We start from the raw sequence: 15,337 nt of genomic DNA on the forward strand, positions 1-15,337 counted from the left end.
CATGCAGTTCGGACGCACCTACGAAGAGTTCGAGGTCGGGGCGGTCTACAAGCACTGGCCCGGGAAGACGGTCACGGAGTACGACGACCACCTCTTCTGTCTGCTGACCATGAACCACCACCCGCTCCACATGGACAGCAACTATGCGGAGAAGACGACCGATTTCGGTAAGAACGTCGTCGTGGGGAACTACATCTACTCGCTGCTCCTCGGCATGTCCGTGCCGGACGTCTCGGGCAAGGCGATCGCCAACCTGGAGGTCGAGTCGCTGAAGCACGTGGCGCCGACCTTCCACGGCGACACGATCTACGGCGAGACCACGGTCCTCGACAAGACGCCCTCCCGGTCCAAGTCGGACCGCGGGATCGTCTACGTCGAGACCAAGGGCTACAAGCAGGACGGCACGCTGGTCTGCGTGTTCCGCCGCAAGGTGATGGTCCCCACCGAGACGTACATCAAGGAGCGCGGCGGCGAGCAGCCCGGCCGGCCCGAACTCACCGCCCCCGCGGAGAAGAAGACGGAGAAGTAGTCATGGCGCGACTCGCCCAGACCGCCGGTCTGACCGACGTCCAGAGGGAGATCCTCTCCACCGTCCGCGACTTCGTGGACAAGGAGATCATCCCGGTCGCGACCGAGCTGGAGCACCGCGACGAGTACCCGCAAGAAATCGTCGACGGCCTCAAGGAGCTGGGTCTCTTCGGGCTGATGATCCCCGAGGAGTACGGCGGCCTGGGCGAGTCCCTCCTGACGTACGCGCTGTGCGTCGAGGAGATCGCCCGCGGCTGGATGTCGGTCTCCGGCATCATCAACACCCACTTCATCGTGGCGTACATGCTCAAGCAGCACGGCACGCAGGAACAGAAGGACCACTTCCTGCCCCGCATGGCGCTCGGCGAGGTGCGCGGCGCCTTCTCGATGTCGGAGCCGGCGCTCGGCTCCGATGTGTCGGCGATCACATCGAAGGCGGTCAAGGACGGCGACGAGTACGTCCTGAACGGCCAGAAGATGTGGCTGACGAACGGCGGATCATCGAATCTGGTGGCCGTTCTCGTCCGAAGTGACGAAGGACACCCCGAGGGCACGGCGCCCCACAAGTCGATGACGACCTTCCTGGTGGAGAAGGAGCCCGGCTTCGGAGAGGTCCGCCCCGGCCTCACCATTCCCGGGAAGATCGACAAGATGGGTTACAAGGGCGTCGACACGACCGAACTCATCATGGACGGACTGCGCATTCCGGAAAATCGGGTACTCGGCGGCACCACGGGCCGAGGGTTTTACCAAATGATGGACGGAGTCGAGGTCGGCCGCGTCAATGTCGCGGCTCGTGGCTGCGGCGTCGCTCAGCGTGCATTTGAGCTCGGCGTCTCCTATGCCCAGCAACGTCACACTTTCGGCAAGCCGATCGCCCAGCACCAGGCGATCCAGTTCAAGCTGGCCGAGATGGCTACCAAGGTCGAGGCCGCCCATGCAATGATGGTGAACGCAGCACGCAAAAAGGACTCCGGGGAACGAAACGACCTCGAAGCAGGGATGGCGAAGTACCTCGCCTCCGAATACTGCAAGGAGGTCGTCGAAGATGCGTTCCGGATCCACGGCGGCTACGGCTTCTCCAAGGAGTACGAGATCGAGCGCCTCTACCGTGAGGCGCCGATGCTGTTGATCGGCGAAGGTACCGCCGAGATCCAGAAAATGATCATCGGGCGCCGACTGCTCGAAGAGTATCGACTCCAGGGCTAGATGTCCGGGTTCGGGGTGTTTTCTTCGCGAAGAAGATCACACCCCGTCAACACTCTTCAGCCGTCGACTCCGCTTCCTGGCTTGCCCAGTTGCGGTCTGCGACCGGTACGATCGCGTGAAAGCCGCCGTCCCCCGTTCGAGCGCGGCATCATCCGCTACGAAGGTCATCCATGCCCCACAGCCAAACCTCTGCACCTCGCGGCCGGGTCCGCCTCGCGCGCGGAGCATCGCCGTGGCTTCTCCCGACCGTTGCCACCGCAGCACTCAGCCTGGCCCGTTCGCGCCGTTCCGGCGCGGCCAAGGCCGTGGCCGTACCCGCCACCGCGCTCGCGGCCGGGATGCTGTGGTTCTTCCGCGACCCCGAGCGTGAGATCGCCCAGGGCCGTGTCATCTCGCCCGCCGACGGTGTGGTGCAGAGCATCATGCCGTGGAAGGACGGACGCACCCGCGTCGCGATCTTCATGAGCCCGCTCAACGTCCACGTCAACCGCGCGCCTCTCTCCGGCACGGTGACGTCGGTCGAGCACATCCCGGGTGGGTTCGTTCCGGCGTTCAACAAGGAGAGCGAGAACAACGAACGCGTCGTCTGGCACTTCGACACCGAGCTCGGTGACATCGAGATGATCCAGATCGCCGGCGCGGTCGCCCGCCGCATCGTCCCCTACATCCCTCAGGGCACGAAGGTCGAGCAGGGTGACCGGATCGGCCTGATCCGCTTCGGTTCGCGTGTGGACATCTATCTCCCCGAGGGTGTCGAGGTCGACGTGGAGGTCGGTCAGAAGACCGTGGCTGGGGTGACTCGAATTGACCGTGATTGATCCCGAGACACAGGCCGGCTGGGTGCCGGAGGCCGACGAGGCGGACGACGAGGAGGAGATGCCCCTCTCGCTCCGCCTCTCGATAGCGGACACGCTCACCCTCGGTAACGCCACATGCGGCTTCATGGCGGTGTACTTCACCACCACCGGCATCCTGATCCCGCACCTCACGGGCAGCGACGAGTCGGGCATGGCCCGTCACTCCGCCGCGACGGCCGTGATCCTCATGCTCTGCGCCGCGGTCTTCGACCTGTTCGACGGCCTGGTGGCCCGCAAGCTGCGCTCCTCCCCCATGGGCGCCGAGCTGGACAACCTGTCCGACCTGATCAGCTTCGGCCTGGCACCGGCGTACTTCGTCCTGGTGTACGGCATGGTCGCGGACGACGCGTACCAGAAGGTGGCGGCGGTCGGAGCGATCGTGGTGCTGCTGGCCGTGGTGCTGAGGCTCGCGAGATTCTCCTGCGTCACGGTGAAGGACGGCACGTTCCAGGGCATGCCGAGCCCCTTCGGCGCGCTGACGGTGGTCTCCATCGTGCTGCTCGAGCTGCCGTTCGCCGCCACGCTCATGGCGATCATCGGCACCGCCTGGCTGATGGTGAGCCGGGTCGAGTACCCCAAGCCGCGGGGTCGCCTCGCGGTCGCGATGCTCTCCTGGATCGTGCTCTCGATGGGTCTCCTGGCGGCGTGGGCGTTCGACGCCCCGGGCGGCCAGCTGCTCCTCCAGACCGGCTGTGCGCTGCAGCTCGTCATGGGCGCGGTGATCCCGCTGTTCGCCACGGCCCGCCGGGTGAACAACTTCCGGGGCAACCGGCGTGAGGCACGAGCCGCGCAGCTCCCGTAACACCCTGTACGCAGCGGAAGGGCCCCGAACCACACGGTTCGGGGCCCTTCCTCGTGAGCGGGGGATGTCAGCCGCCGGGTGTGTACCCCTGGGCGACGGACGAGGCCTCGGCCTCACGGACGACCTTCATCCCGCCCACCGCGTTCTTGGCGGGCTGCAGAATGACGCTCTCCTTCGAGGACGCGGCCTTCGGGTCGGTGAAGTCCTGGGTGATGCCGAACCCCGGGTCGAACGCGTCGATGGTCAGCAGGGCCTTGTCCACGCCCTCGCGGGTGAGGTCCTTGGCCGCGCAGGCCTTCTTCAGCGCCTCGCCGAACGCCGACGCGGCCGTCCAGCCGGCCACCACACCGTTGTCCAGCGAGTCCTTCGGATAGGCGGCCTTGTAGTCCGCGACCAGCTTCTTCGCCTCCGGGGTGTCCGCCCCGATCGGCAGCGAGGGCGAGGCCACGTAGTAGTTCGCCTCCAGGGCCGGGGCGGCCGCGGTGGCGAGGAGCTGCGGGGCGAACGCCGAGTTGTTGCCGATGATCGGCACATTGAACTTGCCGGCCGCCGCGACCCCGACGAGCGAGGCCGCCTGCCGCGGTCCCGCACTGATCACGACGGCCTTCACCCCGGCCTTCTTCAGCGCGACGACCTGGCCGGTCATGTCGTTGTCCGTCGGCTTGATCTTCTGCTCGACGACCTTGAGCCCGGCCTGCTTCGCGATGTACCGGGAGCCCGTCAGGGCGTTCTCGCCGTAGTCCCCCTCGAAGTACACATGGCCGATCTTGTCGCCCTTCTTGAGGCCCTTCTCCTTCATCAGGAAGTCGATCGCGTTGATCGTCTCGATGTCGTACGTGGAGCCGATGACCCGGATGTAGGGGCTGCCCAGCAGGGTGGCCGACCAGGCCTGCGGCATGACCAGCCCCTTGTCCTGGCCGTCGATGCGCTTCTTGACGGCGGCGACGAAGGGCGAGCCGATGAACTGGGTGAAGCCCAGCACCTTCGGCGCCAGCTCCGTGTAGCCGGAGACGGCCTTCTGCGGGTCGTAGCCGTGGTCGCGGACCGTGAGCGCCAGCTTGTAGCCGCAGACGCCGCCGGCGGCGTTGGTCTGCTTCACATAGAGCTGCTGGGCCTGGGTGACACTCTTGCCGAGCGTCGCGTAGACGCCCGTCATGTCGGTGAGCACCCCGAGCCCGATCGTCTTGCCCGAGATCCCTTCGCCGGTCTTCACCCCGCCGGCCGCCTGCTTGCCGTCACCGTCGTCCTTGGCCTTGGAGCTGCAGCCGGCCAGCACGAGCAGGGCTGCCAGCGCCCCCGCGGCCAGCCTCGCCGTGTGTGTCGTTCTCATCGTTCCTCCCCTGGAGTGGCCCCGGGACGGGGTTTGACGCGAAGCCGGGCGGCCACCCTGACCAGGCCGCCCGGAAGAAAGAGCACCACCGCCACGACGGCGGCGCCGTACAGGTACCGGGCCGCCTCGCCGGGCGCGATCCCGCCCGTGCCCGGGTCGGAGACCAGGGGCAGCGCGTCGCTGTAGCGGGTCAGCAGCTGCGGCAGCAGCGAGACGAAGACGGCCCCCACCACCGCCCCGGCGACCGAACCGAGCCCGCCGATGACGATCATGGCGAGGTATTCGAGCGAGAGCGTGATCCCGAAGTAGTCGGGCACCGTGCGCTGGAAGACCAGAGCGAGCAGCACCCCCGCCAGGCCCGCGTACATCGAGGACAGGACGAAGACGGCGGCGCGGAGGCGGGCGACGGGTACGCCGATCACCCCGGCCGCGATCTGGTGGTCCCGGATCGCGTTCATGGCCCGGCCGGGTCGCCCGCGCAGCACCCCGCGGGCGAAGAGCCCGCAGCCGAGGAGCAGCACCAGACCCGCGTACCAGAGCTTCTCGGCCGAGCCGAACGGCACCGCGGCCACGACGAGCTCACGGTCGTCGAACGTGAGGCCGAAGAGGCTCAGCGGCGGTACGTCGCGGCCGTTGAAGCCACCCGTCACGTCCCGGGCGTTGAACAGGACGTGCTGTCCGATGAAGATCAGGGCGAGCGTGGCGATGCCGAGGTAGGCGCCGCGCAGTCGCCCGGCGATCGGGCTGAACACACCGCCGGCGATTCCGGAGAGGGCCACGGCGAGCACGGCCGCGAGCCAGGTCGGCAGTCCCAGACCGGTCAGTCCGTCGCCCCCGTCGGCCGCGAACACGCAGTAGCCGTACGCACCGACCGCGAGGAAGAAGGCGTGCCCCATGGAGAGCTGCCCGGTCGCGCCGGTGAGGAGGTTGAGGCCGATCCCGCCGATCGCCGCGGCCATCGCGAACAGACCGGCCTGGAGCCAGAAGCGGTCGAGGTAGAACGGCAGCGCCAGCAGCAGGACGGCTCCGGCGGCCCACAGGACGGTCCGGGTGCCGGGCAGCCGGATGGTGCGGTGGCGAGCGGTCCTGGGCGCGCTGCCCGCCTCGTCGCGGGTGAGGACCTCAGACACGGGCGAGCTCCTTCGTACCGAACAGCCCGGCGGGCCGGATGAGCAGGATCGCGACCATGACCACATAGGGCGCGAGATCACCGAGGCCGCGCCCTAGGAACGTGAGGTCGCTCTGGTAGCCGGTGGCCAGGGATTCGGTGACCCCGACGAGGAGACCGCCGACCAGCGCGCCGGTCGTCGAGTCGAGGCCGCCGAGGATCGCCGCGGGGAACGCCTTGAGCGCGGCCAGCGAGGTGGCGCGTTCGAGACCGGGTGTCGGGAAGACGGTCAGGAACAGCGCCGCGACGGCCGCGAGGCCGCCCGCGACCGCCCAGGCTCCGAGGGACACCCGGCCGAGCCGGACCCCCATCAGGGCCGCGGTCTCCGGGCTCTCCGCGGCGGCGCGCATCGCGACGCCCCAGGACGTGTAGCGGAAGGCCAGCAGGAAGGCCGTGATGAGCAGGGCCGCCGCGACGAACGCGGCGATCCGGGTGTGGGCGATGGAGACCGGCCCGACGGTGAGGACGGCGTTGCCCCAGGGGTCGCCCAGCGCCAGCACGTCCGTGCCGATCCGGCGGGTCAGCTCGGTGGTGAGCAGGATGTCGACGCCGATGGTGACGATGGCGAGGACGCTCTGGTCGGAGCCCCGGTAGCGCCGCATCACCAGGAACTCCACGGCTGCCCCCACCAGCGCGGCGCCCGCGACACCGGCGAGCAGGGCGGGCCAGAAGCCGATGTCGTCGTGGAGGGTGGCGGTGACATAGCCGCCCGCGAGCAGCAGGGAGGCGTGCGCGAAGTTGACGACCTCGGTGGCCCGGAAGATGACGACGAAGCCCAGCGCGATGAGGGCGTAGACGGAGCCCATGGACAGGCCGTTGAGCAGGAGTTCGACGAAGGTGCTCATGACTCGGTCTCCTCTGGCTCGGCGCGCTCGCCCAGATAGGCCCGCACCACCGCCGGATCGTTCTGTACGTCTCCTGGGGTGCCGTCGGCGATACGGCGCCCGAAGTCCAGTACGGTCACCGCGTCCGCGAGCCGCATGACCACCCCCATGTCGTGTTCCACCAGCACGATCGAGATGCCGAGGCTGTCGCGGACCCCGGCGACGACCGCGGCGGTACGCCGCCGTTCGTCGGCGGTCATGCCCGCGACGGGTTCGTCCAGGAGCAGGACCCGCGGCTCCATGCACAGGGCCCGGGCGAGCTCGGCGAGCTTCTGCTGCCCGTACGGGAGCGAACCGGCGGGCCGGTCGAGCTGCCCCTCCAGGCCCACGAACGCGGCGATCTCGCGGACGCGTTCGCGGTGCCGCCGGTCCTCGCGCGCCGCCGCGGGCAGCCGCAGGCCCGCGGCGAGGAATCCGGCGCGGGTCAGCCGGTGACGGCCGAGCAGCAGACAGTCCTCGACGGTGGCGTGTGGTGGCAGGGCGAGGTTCTGGAAGATCCGGGCCACCCCGAGCCCTGCGATCCGGTGCGGCGGCAGGCCGGTGAGCTCCTGCTCCCCGAGGCGGACGCTTCCGCCGGCGGGCCGGCAGACACCGGACAGCACGTTGAAGCAGGTGGACTTTCCGGCACCGTTCGGGCCGATGAGGGCGTGTACGGTGCCCGGTCGCACGGTGAAGCTCACCGCGTCGAGCGCGGTCAGTCCCGCGAACCGGACCGTCACGTCCCGGACGGTGAGCGGCGGAATGTCGGAGGCCACGGTGGCCCCGGTCGTCCCAGTCGTCCCGGTGGCCCCGGCGATCTCGGTCGTCCCGGTGGCCCCGGCGGTCTCGTCGGCGACGGGTGTCGCCGCGCTGTGGTGTTCTTCCACGGTGGGTTCACCCCTTCCATCGGGACAGGGACGGGAGCCCGTCGCGCGCGGGTGCCCCGTCGGCCGCGGCGTCCTCGTCGACCACGCCGAGATAGCGACGGCGCACCTCGTCGGAGGCGGCGAGCTCGGCCGCGGGGCCGGACAGGGTCACCTCGCCGACCTCCAGGACGTAGGCCCTGGAGGCGAGCCGCAGCGCGAGGGCCGCGTTCTGTTCGACGAGCAGGACGGAGGTGCCCTGTTCGTTGATCTCCCGCACGGTGTCGGCGATCCGCGCGGCCATCAGCGGGGCGAGCCCGAGTGACGGTTCGTCCAGCAGCAGCACCTTGGGGGCACCCATGAGAGCCCGGCCGACCGCGAGCATCTGCTGCTCACCGCCGGACAGCAAACCCGCGCGCTGCTGGGCGCGGTCGGCGAGGACCGGGAACAGGTCGTGCACGCGCCGCAGTGCGCGTGCCCGGTCCACTCGGCCGCCGGTGCCGCCGAGTGCTCCGGCGCGCAGATTGTCCGCGACCGTCATCCTGCTGAACACCCGCCGCCCTTCCGGGACTTGGGACACCCCGGCGGCCACCACCCGGTCCGGCGCCAGCCGGTCCAGCGGTCGTCCGCCCAGCGTGACCGTGCCGCCGGTGACCGCTCCTCCGTGGAAGGAGAGGGTCCGGCACACCGCCCGCAGCAGCGTCGACTTGCCCGCGCCATTGCCGCCCAGGACCGTCACCACGGTTCCCTCGGGCACCTCCAACGACACGTGACGCAGTGCGCGTACGGGGCCGTATCCGACCGACAGTTCCCGCACGAGCAGAGCGGAACCGTCCATGGCACCTCCCTTGTCCTTGCTCGGTGTGGCGCTCACCTCAGCACCGGCGGACACCCCAGTCCACGGGGTACGGCCGAAACGCGGCGGGAGCCCAGCGGTGGCCCCCGCCCGTTGTGCACGCGCACAACACCGCGTGTCAGGGGCCTGTGCGACCCCGTGTCCGGGTGGCATCCTCCGGCCATGGGAGGGCGCAGACCGCGGACCGGTCATGACTGGAAGCTGCTAGCGGAGTCGTGTGTGGCTCTGCTGGACCGGCTGCCCGAGCTCGTCGACGAGCACGTCAGGCAGCTCACCGAGTACTCCTCCGTCTACGGACAGGTGCTGCCGTACGACCAGCAGTGGCGGGAGGCGGAGACCGCGATGCGGATCGGCATCCAGGCGATCTCCGCGCCCCGGGACTCACCCCGCCGCGATCTGGAACACGCCGAGGCGGCGGGCCGGCGGCGGGCCCAGCAGGGGCTGCCGCTCGAACTCCTCGTGCACGCCTACCGTGCCGCGGGCTATCTGGTGTGGGACGCGCTGATGGAGAGCGCGGCGAGCCGGGAGCCCGAGCGCCTCGCGGTGCTCATGCGGTGCGCCACGATGGTCTGGTCGGCCGTGGACGCGCAGGCCGCGACCGCGTCGGAGTCCTACCTCGCCACGGAACGGGAGCTGCGGCGGCGCACGGACGAGCAGTTGCAGGCCCTGCTCGACGCTCTGCTGGAGGGCCAGGAGGCACCGGGGCTCGCGGCGCGGGCGGCCGCCGGGCTCGATCTGCCCGAGCACGGACCGTACGCGGTCGTGGTGCTGCGGACGGAGCGCCACGACGGACGGGACGGCTGCGTCCGGCCGATGCTGGGGGCGGGGCTGCGGTTCATCTGGCGGATGCGGGCCGACTGCGAGATCGGGGTGGTGGCGCTGGACGCCGACCAGGGCCTGGACGCGGTGGCCCGGCTGCTCGACGGACGGCGCTCGGGTCCGGGCGGTATCAGCCCCGTGGTCTCGGGACTCGGCGAGCTGGGCCGGGCCCGGCGGTGGGCCGAGCTGGCGCTGCGCACCTGTCCGCCGGACGCGACCGCTGTCGTACGCCTCGATCAGCGGATGCCGACGGCACTCGTCGTGAGCCAGCCGGAGCTGGCCGACCGGCTGGTGTCGGACGTGTTCGGCGCGCTGCTGGAGCTCGAACCGGGCGACCGGGCCGTGCTGATCGAGACGCTGGACATGTGGCTGGCCTGCGAGGGTTCCGCGGGTCGGGCCGCGGGCCGCCTGTACTGCCACCGGAACACCGTCTTCAACCGCCTCCGCCGGCTGGAGCAGCTGACGTCCCGCTCACTGGCCCGCCCCCGCGACCTGATCGAGATGACCCTGGCCCTGGACGCCTACCGGCTGGCAGGCGCGAGGGCGGTCCCGGGGACGGGTACGGGGACTGGGACTGGGACTGGGGTGGGCACGGGGGCGGGACGGTGAGACGGCGGCGTCGGACGACAGGCGTCGGCCGTCCGACTACAGGCGACCGACGGCAGGCAACCGACGACCGACGGCAGGCGACCGACGGCAGGCGGCAGGCGGCAGGCGGCAGGCCACAGAGCAGGGCGGTGGATCGCCCTGGGAGCCGAAGGGGTGGCGAACCCCTTGGGCCTCAGACCAGGAAGTCCCGGCCGATGTTCTCCGCCACCCGCTCCAGGATCGGCCCCGCGTCGGAGATGCACTTCGCGATGTCGGGCTCGACCTCGGTGAGGGGATACGCCCGCCGGATGCCGGCCCTGCCGAGCGCCTCCGGCGGGAGCGCGAGGCGGCCGCAGACCGCGACGACCTCCTTGCCTTCGGCACGGGCGGCCGCCGCGACCCCCGCGGGCGCCTTTCCGTGCAGTGTCTGCTCGTCGAGGGACCCCTCGCCGGTGATCACCAGCGTGGCGCGCTCCAGCGCGGCCGCGAAGCCGAGGACCTCGAGCATCACCTCGATGCCGGGCCGGAAGCGGGCGCCGAGCACCAGAGCCCCGTAGCCGATGCCGCCGGCGGCGCCCGCGCCGGGCGCGGAGGCGTACCCGGCCGCCTTCGGCCCGATCGCCTTCTCCAGGACGGTCGCGAAGTGGGCGAGTGCGGTGTCCAGCGTCGCCACGTCGTCGGGACCCGCCCCCTTCTGGGGGCCGTACACGGCGGGCGCGCCCTTGGGGCCCGTCAACGGGTTGTCCACATCGCTGGCGAGGACGAGGTCGACCGCGGAGAGCCGGTCGTCCAGGCCCGACAGATCGGCGGTCTCCACGTCACGCAGTGCCGCGCCGCCGGGAGCCACCGGCTCACCGTGCGCGTCGAGGAAACGCGCGCCGAGCGCGGACAGCATGCCCGCGCCGCCGTCCGTCGTCGCGCTGCCGCCCACGCCGAAGACGATGGTGCGGGCACCGGCGTCCAGCGCCGCGCGCAGCAGTTCCCCGGAGCCGTACGTCGAGGACGAGAGCGGGGCGAAGACGCCCTTGGGCAGCCGCTGCAACCCGCTCGCCTCGGCCATCTCCACGACCGCGGTGTCACCGCGCAGCGCGTACGCGGCGGTCACCTCGTCGCCCAGCGGTCCGGCGACGCGCACCTCGCGGCGCTCGAATCCGGCCGCGACCGCCGCGTCTACGGTGCCGTCACCGCCGTCGGCCACGGGCAGCGACTCGACCTCGACCCGCGGCGCGACCCGGCGCAGTCCGGCCGTCACCCGCTCCGCGACCTGCACGGCCGTCAGCGATCCCTTGAACTTGTCCGCGGCGATGAGCACACGCGGGGTCCGATTCACTGCAGCGTCCGCCACCTTGCATTCCCCTTGCTTCCGGGCCTTGCACACGTCAAGGCAGTCGCGCCGCTGCGACCTTAACCGGAGGAAGCCCCCGCCGTCATGCCCCGCCCAGCCCGCGGGACAGGCTGCGCGACGGCCCTCGGGGCGGCCCGCGGCCGATGCTCACGGGCGCGCGGCATCGGCGGCATCGGCGTCGTCGAGGGCGCCCGGAGCGCCCGCTTCCGTGCCCCAGCGAGCATCCCCGCCCGGAATTGGGTAGACCGGAGCCATGACCCCTGTGGGCACAGACCTCGCCGACCGCGTCCTCGGGGGCTGGCTGGGCCGGATCGCGGGCAACATGCTCGGCAAGCCGGTCGAGCAGGGCGACCACTGGACGCGGGACCGGATCGACCGCTATCTGCGGCAGGCCGCGGCCCTGCCCCTGACCGACTACCTCCCCGGGCCCGCAGAGGACGCCGCGGGCGGCGAGTTCGAGCTGCGGCCCGAGTGGCGCGACTGCGTGCGCGGCCGCATCCACGGCAGTTGCCGTGACGACGACGTGGACTACGCGATCCTCGGGCTCGACCTCCTGGAGACGCACGGCTTCTCGTTCAGCACCGAACAGGTGGGTGACCTGTGGCTGCTGCGCCTGCCGTATCTCCAAACGTTCACGGCGGAGCGGGCCGCGTACCGCAACCTCGCCCAGGGTCTGAAACCCCCGCTCACGGCGACGTACGAGAATCCGTACCAGGAGTGGATCGGCGCGCTGATCCGCGCCGACGTCTACGGCTGGACCTGCCCGGGGCTCCCGCAGCGCGCCGCCTCGCTGGCCCGCCGGGACGCCGTCCTCTCGCACACCGGCAACGGCGTGTACGGCGCGATGTGGGCGGCGGCGCTGATCTCCGCGGCCTTCACCGCCCCGTCCGTCCGGGACGCGCTGGACACGGCACTCACCGTGATCCCCGCGAGCAGCCGCCTGGCCCGCACCGTACGCCGGGTGCAGACGCTTCACGAGACCCGGATGACCTGGGAGGACACGCTCAACACGGTGTCCGAGGAGACCGCCGGGATGGGCTGGATCCACACGGTGCCGAACGCGGCGGTCCTGACCGCCGGGCTCCTGTACGGCGACGGCGACTTCACGCGCACCATCACGCTGACCGTCCGGGGCGGCCTGGACACCGACTCCAACGGCGCGACCGCCGGCTCCGTCGCGGGCGTCCTGTGCGGGGCGGACGCGATTCCCGCGCAGTGGAAGGACCCGCTGGAAGACACCGTGCGCAGCGCGGTGTTCGGCTTCGACGGGGTACGGATCAGCGAGCTCGCGTCGCGCACGGTCGCGTTGGCGGAGGTCGGGGCCGGAGCCCGGATCTAGCGCGCGGCGGGCCGGTTCGTCGTCCTGGCCGCGGGGGCCGAAGTGCCGTACGTTCCAGGGGTGTTGGAGTCGGTGTCCCGGCCCGCTCCCTTGTGTACCCGCGCGCGGCCGGGCAGCGAGTCCGGGGAACATCCGAGTCCGGGGAACGTCGGGACGCGCTCGATACCCTTCCTGGGTGACCACTTCGGACTTCGCCGCATACATCGCCGGTCTGCCCCGTGTCCTCGCCGGGGCCGCCGCTCTCTTCCGGGACGCCGAGGGGCGGGTGCTGCTCGTCGAGCCGAACTACCGCGAGGGCTGGGCGCTGCCGGGCGGAACCGTGGAGTCGGACGCCGGGGAGAGCCCACGGCAGGGCGCGCGCCGCGAGACGGCCGAGGAGATCGGCCTCGACGTGGAGCTCGGACGGCTGCTGGCCGTCGACTGGGTCCAGGGGCCGGGGCGCCCGCCGCTGGTGGCGTATCTGTACGACGGCGGAGTGCTCGGCGAGCACGAGCTCAAGGCGATCCGCCTGCAGGAGGAGGAGCTGCTGTCCTGGCGTCTGGTGCCGCGCGAGGAACTGGCCGCGCATCTGCCGGGCGCGCTGGGCCGTCGTGTCCTCGCCGGACTCGACGTCCTGGGGAAGGGCTCGGGGACGGCGGAACTGGAGAACGGCCACCGGGTGGGCTGACCCGGGCGCAGGACGCGCGGGGCCTCGGCACAGGGATCCGGCCCCGGGTGACCCCGGGCGCCCGGTCCGCGGGTTCCACGGGTTCCCCGGGTTCTGGTCGCTCCGGGCCCGCGGGTCTTCTCACCGCGACCCGGCACGCGTGCCCCTCGCACAGCCGGTGCCCGTGTGTGCCCGCCTCACACGCGGGAGCGTGGACGCCCATGCCTCGGCGGCCGAGGGCTCACCCCTCGGCCGCCGGGCCCGCGTTCTCGTCTCTCGTCTCTCGTCTCTCGTAGAGGACCCTGCGCGGGTCAGCCGAGGATCCTGCGCTTCTGTTCCTCGAATTCGGCTTCGGTGAGGACGCCCTGGGCCTTGAGGTCCCCCAACTGCTTCAGCTGATCGATCTTGCTGGTCATGTCGTCCGCCGGCGCGGCGGGCGGGGGCGCGGCGGCGGGCGGCGGCTCCTGGTACTGCTGCTGGGTTTCCTGCTGGGCCCATCGCCCCTGCTGACGACGTGACACACGGTTCGAGACGGCGGTGGCTGTACCGGCCACGACGGCGGTGCGGGCGACCCCGCGGAGGAGACCTGGCACGGTGGTTTCCTTTCAGGCACGAGGCGGAGGGAATGCCCCTCAAGGGATTCGATACCTCGCGGTGCGCCGAATTCCCGGCGCGCCGGACAGGTCCATTGGAGCACCGTACGCATTCCCCCGCACATCGGTCTCGGCCCCGACCGGCGCGGTTTCCGACGATCTGCCGGTCCGTCATTCTCGTGGCAAGCTGAAATGTGGCCACCGACCGTCACCCGGTCAGTGGCGAGGTCTAGTCAGAAGGAGCTCGCAATGGCTACGACGGGTATGCACCGGCAGGGAACCGCCGGCAGTTCGGGCGCGTGGGTGTCCGGCTGGACCGCCTTCGCCGGGGTCATGATGATCTTCGGCGGTGCGATGGCGATCTTCCAGGGCATCGCCGCCATCGCCGAGGACGACGTCTTCGTCACCACCCGCAACTACGCTTACAGCTTCGACCTCACGAGCTGGGGCTGGATCCACCTCACCCTCGGCGTCCTGGTCGTTCTCGCCGGCGTCGCCGTGTTCCGCGGAATGCTGTGGGCCCGCATCGTCGGCATCACGCTGGCGGGCCTGGCCATGATCGCCAACTTCATGTGGCTCCCGTACTCCCCGGTGTGGGCCAGCGTTCTGATCGCCATCGACGCCTTCGTCATCTGGGCGCTGTGCGTCGGGTCCGGCCGGGACGCCGCCCGTACCGACTAACACCTGACCGGCCGCGCCTTCCCAGCGCGCTCCGACCAGCAGCGGCCCCGCACCGAGGTGCGGGGCCGCTGTCGGTTCAGACTCATCCCACTCAGACTCATCCCACCCCCAGACCCCCACGCGGCGCAGCCGGGCACGCGCCGCGGGCGCGGGGGGGCACGGCCCGCCGCGGGCCCGGCGGACGCAGCGAGCATGTGGCGGGCACGGCGGACACAGTGAGCACGCGGCGAGCACGGCGAATGCAGCGGGCACGGCGGCGGACGCGACGGGCACGGCGGCGGACGCGGCGGGCACGGCGGCGAGCACGACCGCGCCCCCGGATACCGCTGGTCGGCGGTGTCCGGGGGCGCGGTCGAGGCCGGTCCGCCTCGCCGTCGGCGGAGCGGACCGGCCTCGGTGTCCTCTATCCGGCGTCCGTGTCGTCGAGCGCGGCCAGCACCGCCGGCACCGGGATGCGCCCGGAGGCGACCATCTGGGCACCGCCGCGTCGCAGGGCGGTGGCGAAGGGCGCCGCCCACACGTTCTCGTAGACCAGGATTCCGGCCGAGTTGCCGGGCTTCAGGGCCCTGCCCGCCTCCTCGATGTCGTCGTCGCCGAGCAGGCCGGAGGACGCGCCCTCGAAGACGGCCAGGTCGAGCGCGCCGTCTCCGGTGAGGTCGGCGATCTCCAGGCCGACCACGGATCCGTCCTCGTCCTTTCTCACGAACAGAAGGTCGAGGATCCGAATGAGGCCGCGGTCCACCAGATCGACCAGAATCGGAAATCCCTCGCCCGTCATTCGGTTGCCGGGAAACTCGACGACCACATAGTCGATCGGTCCCATCTCGACGAATTCCTCTTCGCTCACGGC

General features: G+C 71.0%; 16 protein-coding genes. 8 read left to right on the forward strand and 8 right to left on the reverse strand.

Annotation, left to right across the window (positions count from 1 at the left end; genetic code table 11):
- Position 1: 1 nt before the first annotated feature.
- The 4 genes from OOK38_RS01945 to pssA all read left to right on the forward strand — a co-directional run bounded on the left by OOK38_RS01945 (position 2) and on the right by pssA (position 3,396).
- Positions 2-529 carry a MaoC family dehydratase gene (locus OOK38_RS01945; protein ID WP_261705053.1) on the forward strand — a complete coding sequence of 176 codons (528 nt, stop codon included), beginning with the start codon at positions 2-4 and terminating at the stop codon, positions 527-529.
- Positions 530-531: 2 nt separating this feature from the next.
- Positions 532-1,737 carry an acyl-CoA dehydrogenase family protein gene (locus OOK38_RS01950; protein WP_266763817.1) on the forward strand — a complete coding sequence of 402 codons (1,206 nt, stop codon included), beginning with the start codon at positions 532-534 and terminating at the stop codon, positions 1,735-1,737.
- A gap of 170 nt (positions 1,738-1,907) precedes the next feature.
- On the forward strand, positions 1,908-2,555 hold the full coding sequence (locus OOK38_RS01955) for a phosphatidylserine decarboxylase (RefSeq protein WP_266763816.1): 648 nt from the start codon (positions 1,908-1,910) through the stop codon (positions 2,553-2,555).
- A gap of 22 nt (positions 2,556-2,577) precedes the next feature.
- Entirely contained in the window at positions 2,578-3,396 is an 819-nt protein-coding gene (gene pssA, locus OOK38_RS01960; RefSeq protein ID WP_266765926.1) for a CDP-diacylglycerol--serine O-phosphatidyltransferase, read from the forward strand.
- A 67-nt stretch (positions 3,397-3,463) separates the two neighbouring features.
- Here pssA and OOK38_RS01965 read toward each other — a convergent pair whose 3' ends face one another.
- The 5 genes from OOK38_RS01965 to OOK38_RS01985 all read right to left on the reverse strand — a co-directional run bounded on the left by OOK38_RS01965 (position 3,464) and on the right by OOK38_RS01985 (position 8,458).
- On the reverse strand, positions 3,464-4,726 hold the full coding sequence (locus OOK38_RS01965) for an ABC transporter substrate-binding protein (protein ID WP_266763815.1): 1,263 nt from the start codon (positions 4,724-4,726) through the stop codon (positions 3,464-3,466).
- A complete protein-coding gene (locus tag OOK38_RS01970; protein ID WP_266765925.1) occupies positions 4,723-5,793 on the reverse strand; it encodes a branched-chain amino acid ABC transporter permease in 1,071 nt (356 codons plus the stop codon). The genes OOK38_RS01965 and OOK38_RS01970 overlap by 4 nt, the downstream gene beginning before the upstream one ends.
- 55 nt (positions 5,794-5,848) lie before the next feature.
- Positions 5,849-6,739, reverse strand: coding sequence for a branched-chain amino acid ABC transporter permease (locus OOK38_RS01975; protein WP_266763814.1), 891 nt, complete (start codon positions 6,737-6,739; stop codon positions 5,849-5,851).
- A complete protein-coding gene (locus OOK38_RS01980) occupies positions 6,736-7,521 on the reverse strand; it encodes an ABC transporter ATP-binding protein (RefSeq protein WP_266765924.1) in 786 nt (261 codons plus the stop codon). The genes OOK38_RS01975 and OOK38_RS01980 overlap by 4 nt, the downstream gene beginning before the upstream one ends.
- Before the next feature lie 130 nt (positions 7,522-7,651).
- Positions 7,652-8,458, reverse strand: coding sequence for an ABC transporter ATP-binding protein (locus tag OOK38_RS01985; RefSeq protein ID WP_266763813.1), 807 nt, complete (start codon positions 8,456-8,458; stop codon positions 7,652-7,654).
- Between the two features lie 180 nt (positions 8,459-8,638).
- On the opposite strand from OOK38_RS01985, the gene OOK38_RS01990 reads away from it, so the two are divergent.
- Positions 8,639-9,904 carry a CdaR family transcriptional regulator gene (locus OOK38_RS01990; RefSeq protein WP_266763812.1) on the forward strand — a complete coding sequence of 422 codons (1,266 nt, stop codon included), beginning with the start codon at positions 8,639-8,641 and terminating at the stop codon, positions 9,902-9,904.
- A gap of 172 nt (positions 9,905-10,076) precedes the next feature.
- On the opposite strand, the gene OOK38_RS01995 is transcribed toward OOK38_RS01990, so the two are convergent.
- Positions 10,077-11,195 (reverse strand): glycerate kinase, encoded by a 1,119-nt coding sequence (locus OOK38_RS01995; RefSeq protein WP_266765923.1) that lies wholly within the window; start codon positions 11,193-11,195, stop codon positions 10,077-10,079.
- Positions 11,196-11,481: 286 nt separating this feature from the next.
- Between OOK38_RS01995 and OOK38_RS02000 the strand changes: the two genes are divergently transcribed.
- Both OOK38_RS02000 and OOK38_RS02005 read left to right on the forward strand, forming a co-directional pair.
- On the forward strand, positions 11,482-12,567 hold the full coding sequence (locus OOK38_RS02000) for an ADP-ribosylglycohydrolase family protein (RefSeq protein WP_266763811.1): 1,086 nt from the start codon (positions 11,482-11,484) through the stop codon (positions 12,565-12,567).
- Between the two features lie 175 nt (positions 12,568-12,742).
- A complete protein-coding gene (locus OOK38_RS02005) occupies positions 12,743-13,234 on the forward strand; it encodes an NUDIX hydrolase (RefSeq protein ID WP_266763810.1) in 492 nt (163 codons plus the stop codon).
- Positions 13,235-13,524: 290 nt separating this feature from the next.
- On the opposite strand, the gene OOK38_RS02010 is transcribed toward OOK38_RS02005, so the two are convergent.
- Positions 13,525-13,806 (reverse strand): SHOCT domain-containing protein, encoded by a 282-nt coding sequence (locus tag OOK38_RS02010; RefSeq protein WP_266763809.1) that lies wholly within the window; start codon positions 13,804-13,806, stop codon positions 13,525-13,527.
- A gap of 249 nt (positions 13,807-14,055) precedes the next feature.
- On the opposite strand from OOK38_RS02010, the gene OOK38_RS02015 reads away from it, so the two are divergent.
- The gene (locus tag OOK38_RS02015) at positions 14,056-14,487 is read left to right on the forward strand and encodes a hypothetical protein (protein WP_266763808.1); all 432 of its coding nucleotides are present in this window, start codon (positions 14,056-14,058) and stop codon (positions 14,485-14,487) included.
- 403 nt (positions 14,488-14,890) lie between these two features.
- Here the strand turns inward: OOK38_RS02015 and OOK38_RS02020 are convergent, their stop codons facing one another.
- On the reverse strand, positions 14,891-15,310 hold the full coding sequence (locus tag OOK38_RS02020; protein ID WP_266765922.1) for a DUF6325 family protein: 420 nt from the start codon (positions 15,308-15,310) through the stop codon (positions 14,891-14,893).
- Positions 15,311-15,337: the final 27 nt, after the last annotated feature.

The organism is Streptomyces sp. NBC_00568 (assembly GCF_026341855.1).
Taxonomy (GTDB): Bacteria; Actinomycetota; Actinomycetes; order Streptomycetales; family Streptomycetaceae; genus Streptomyces.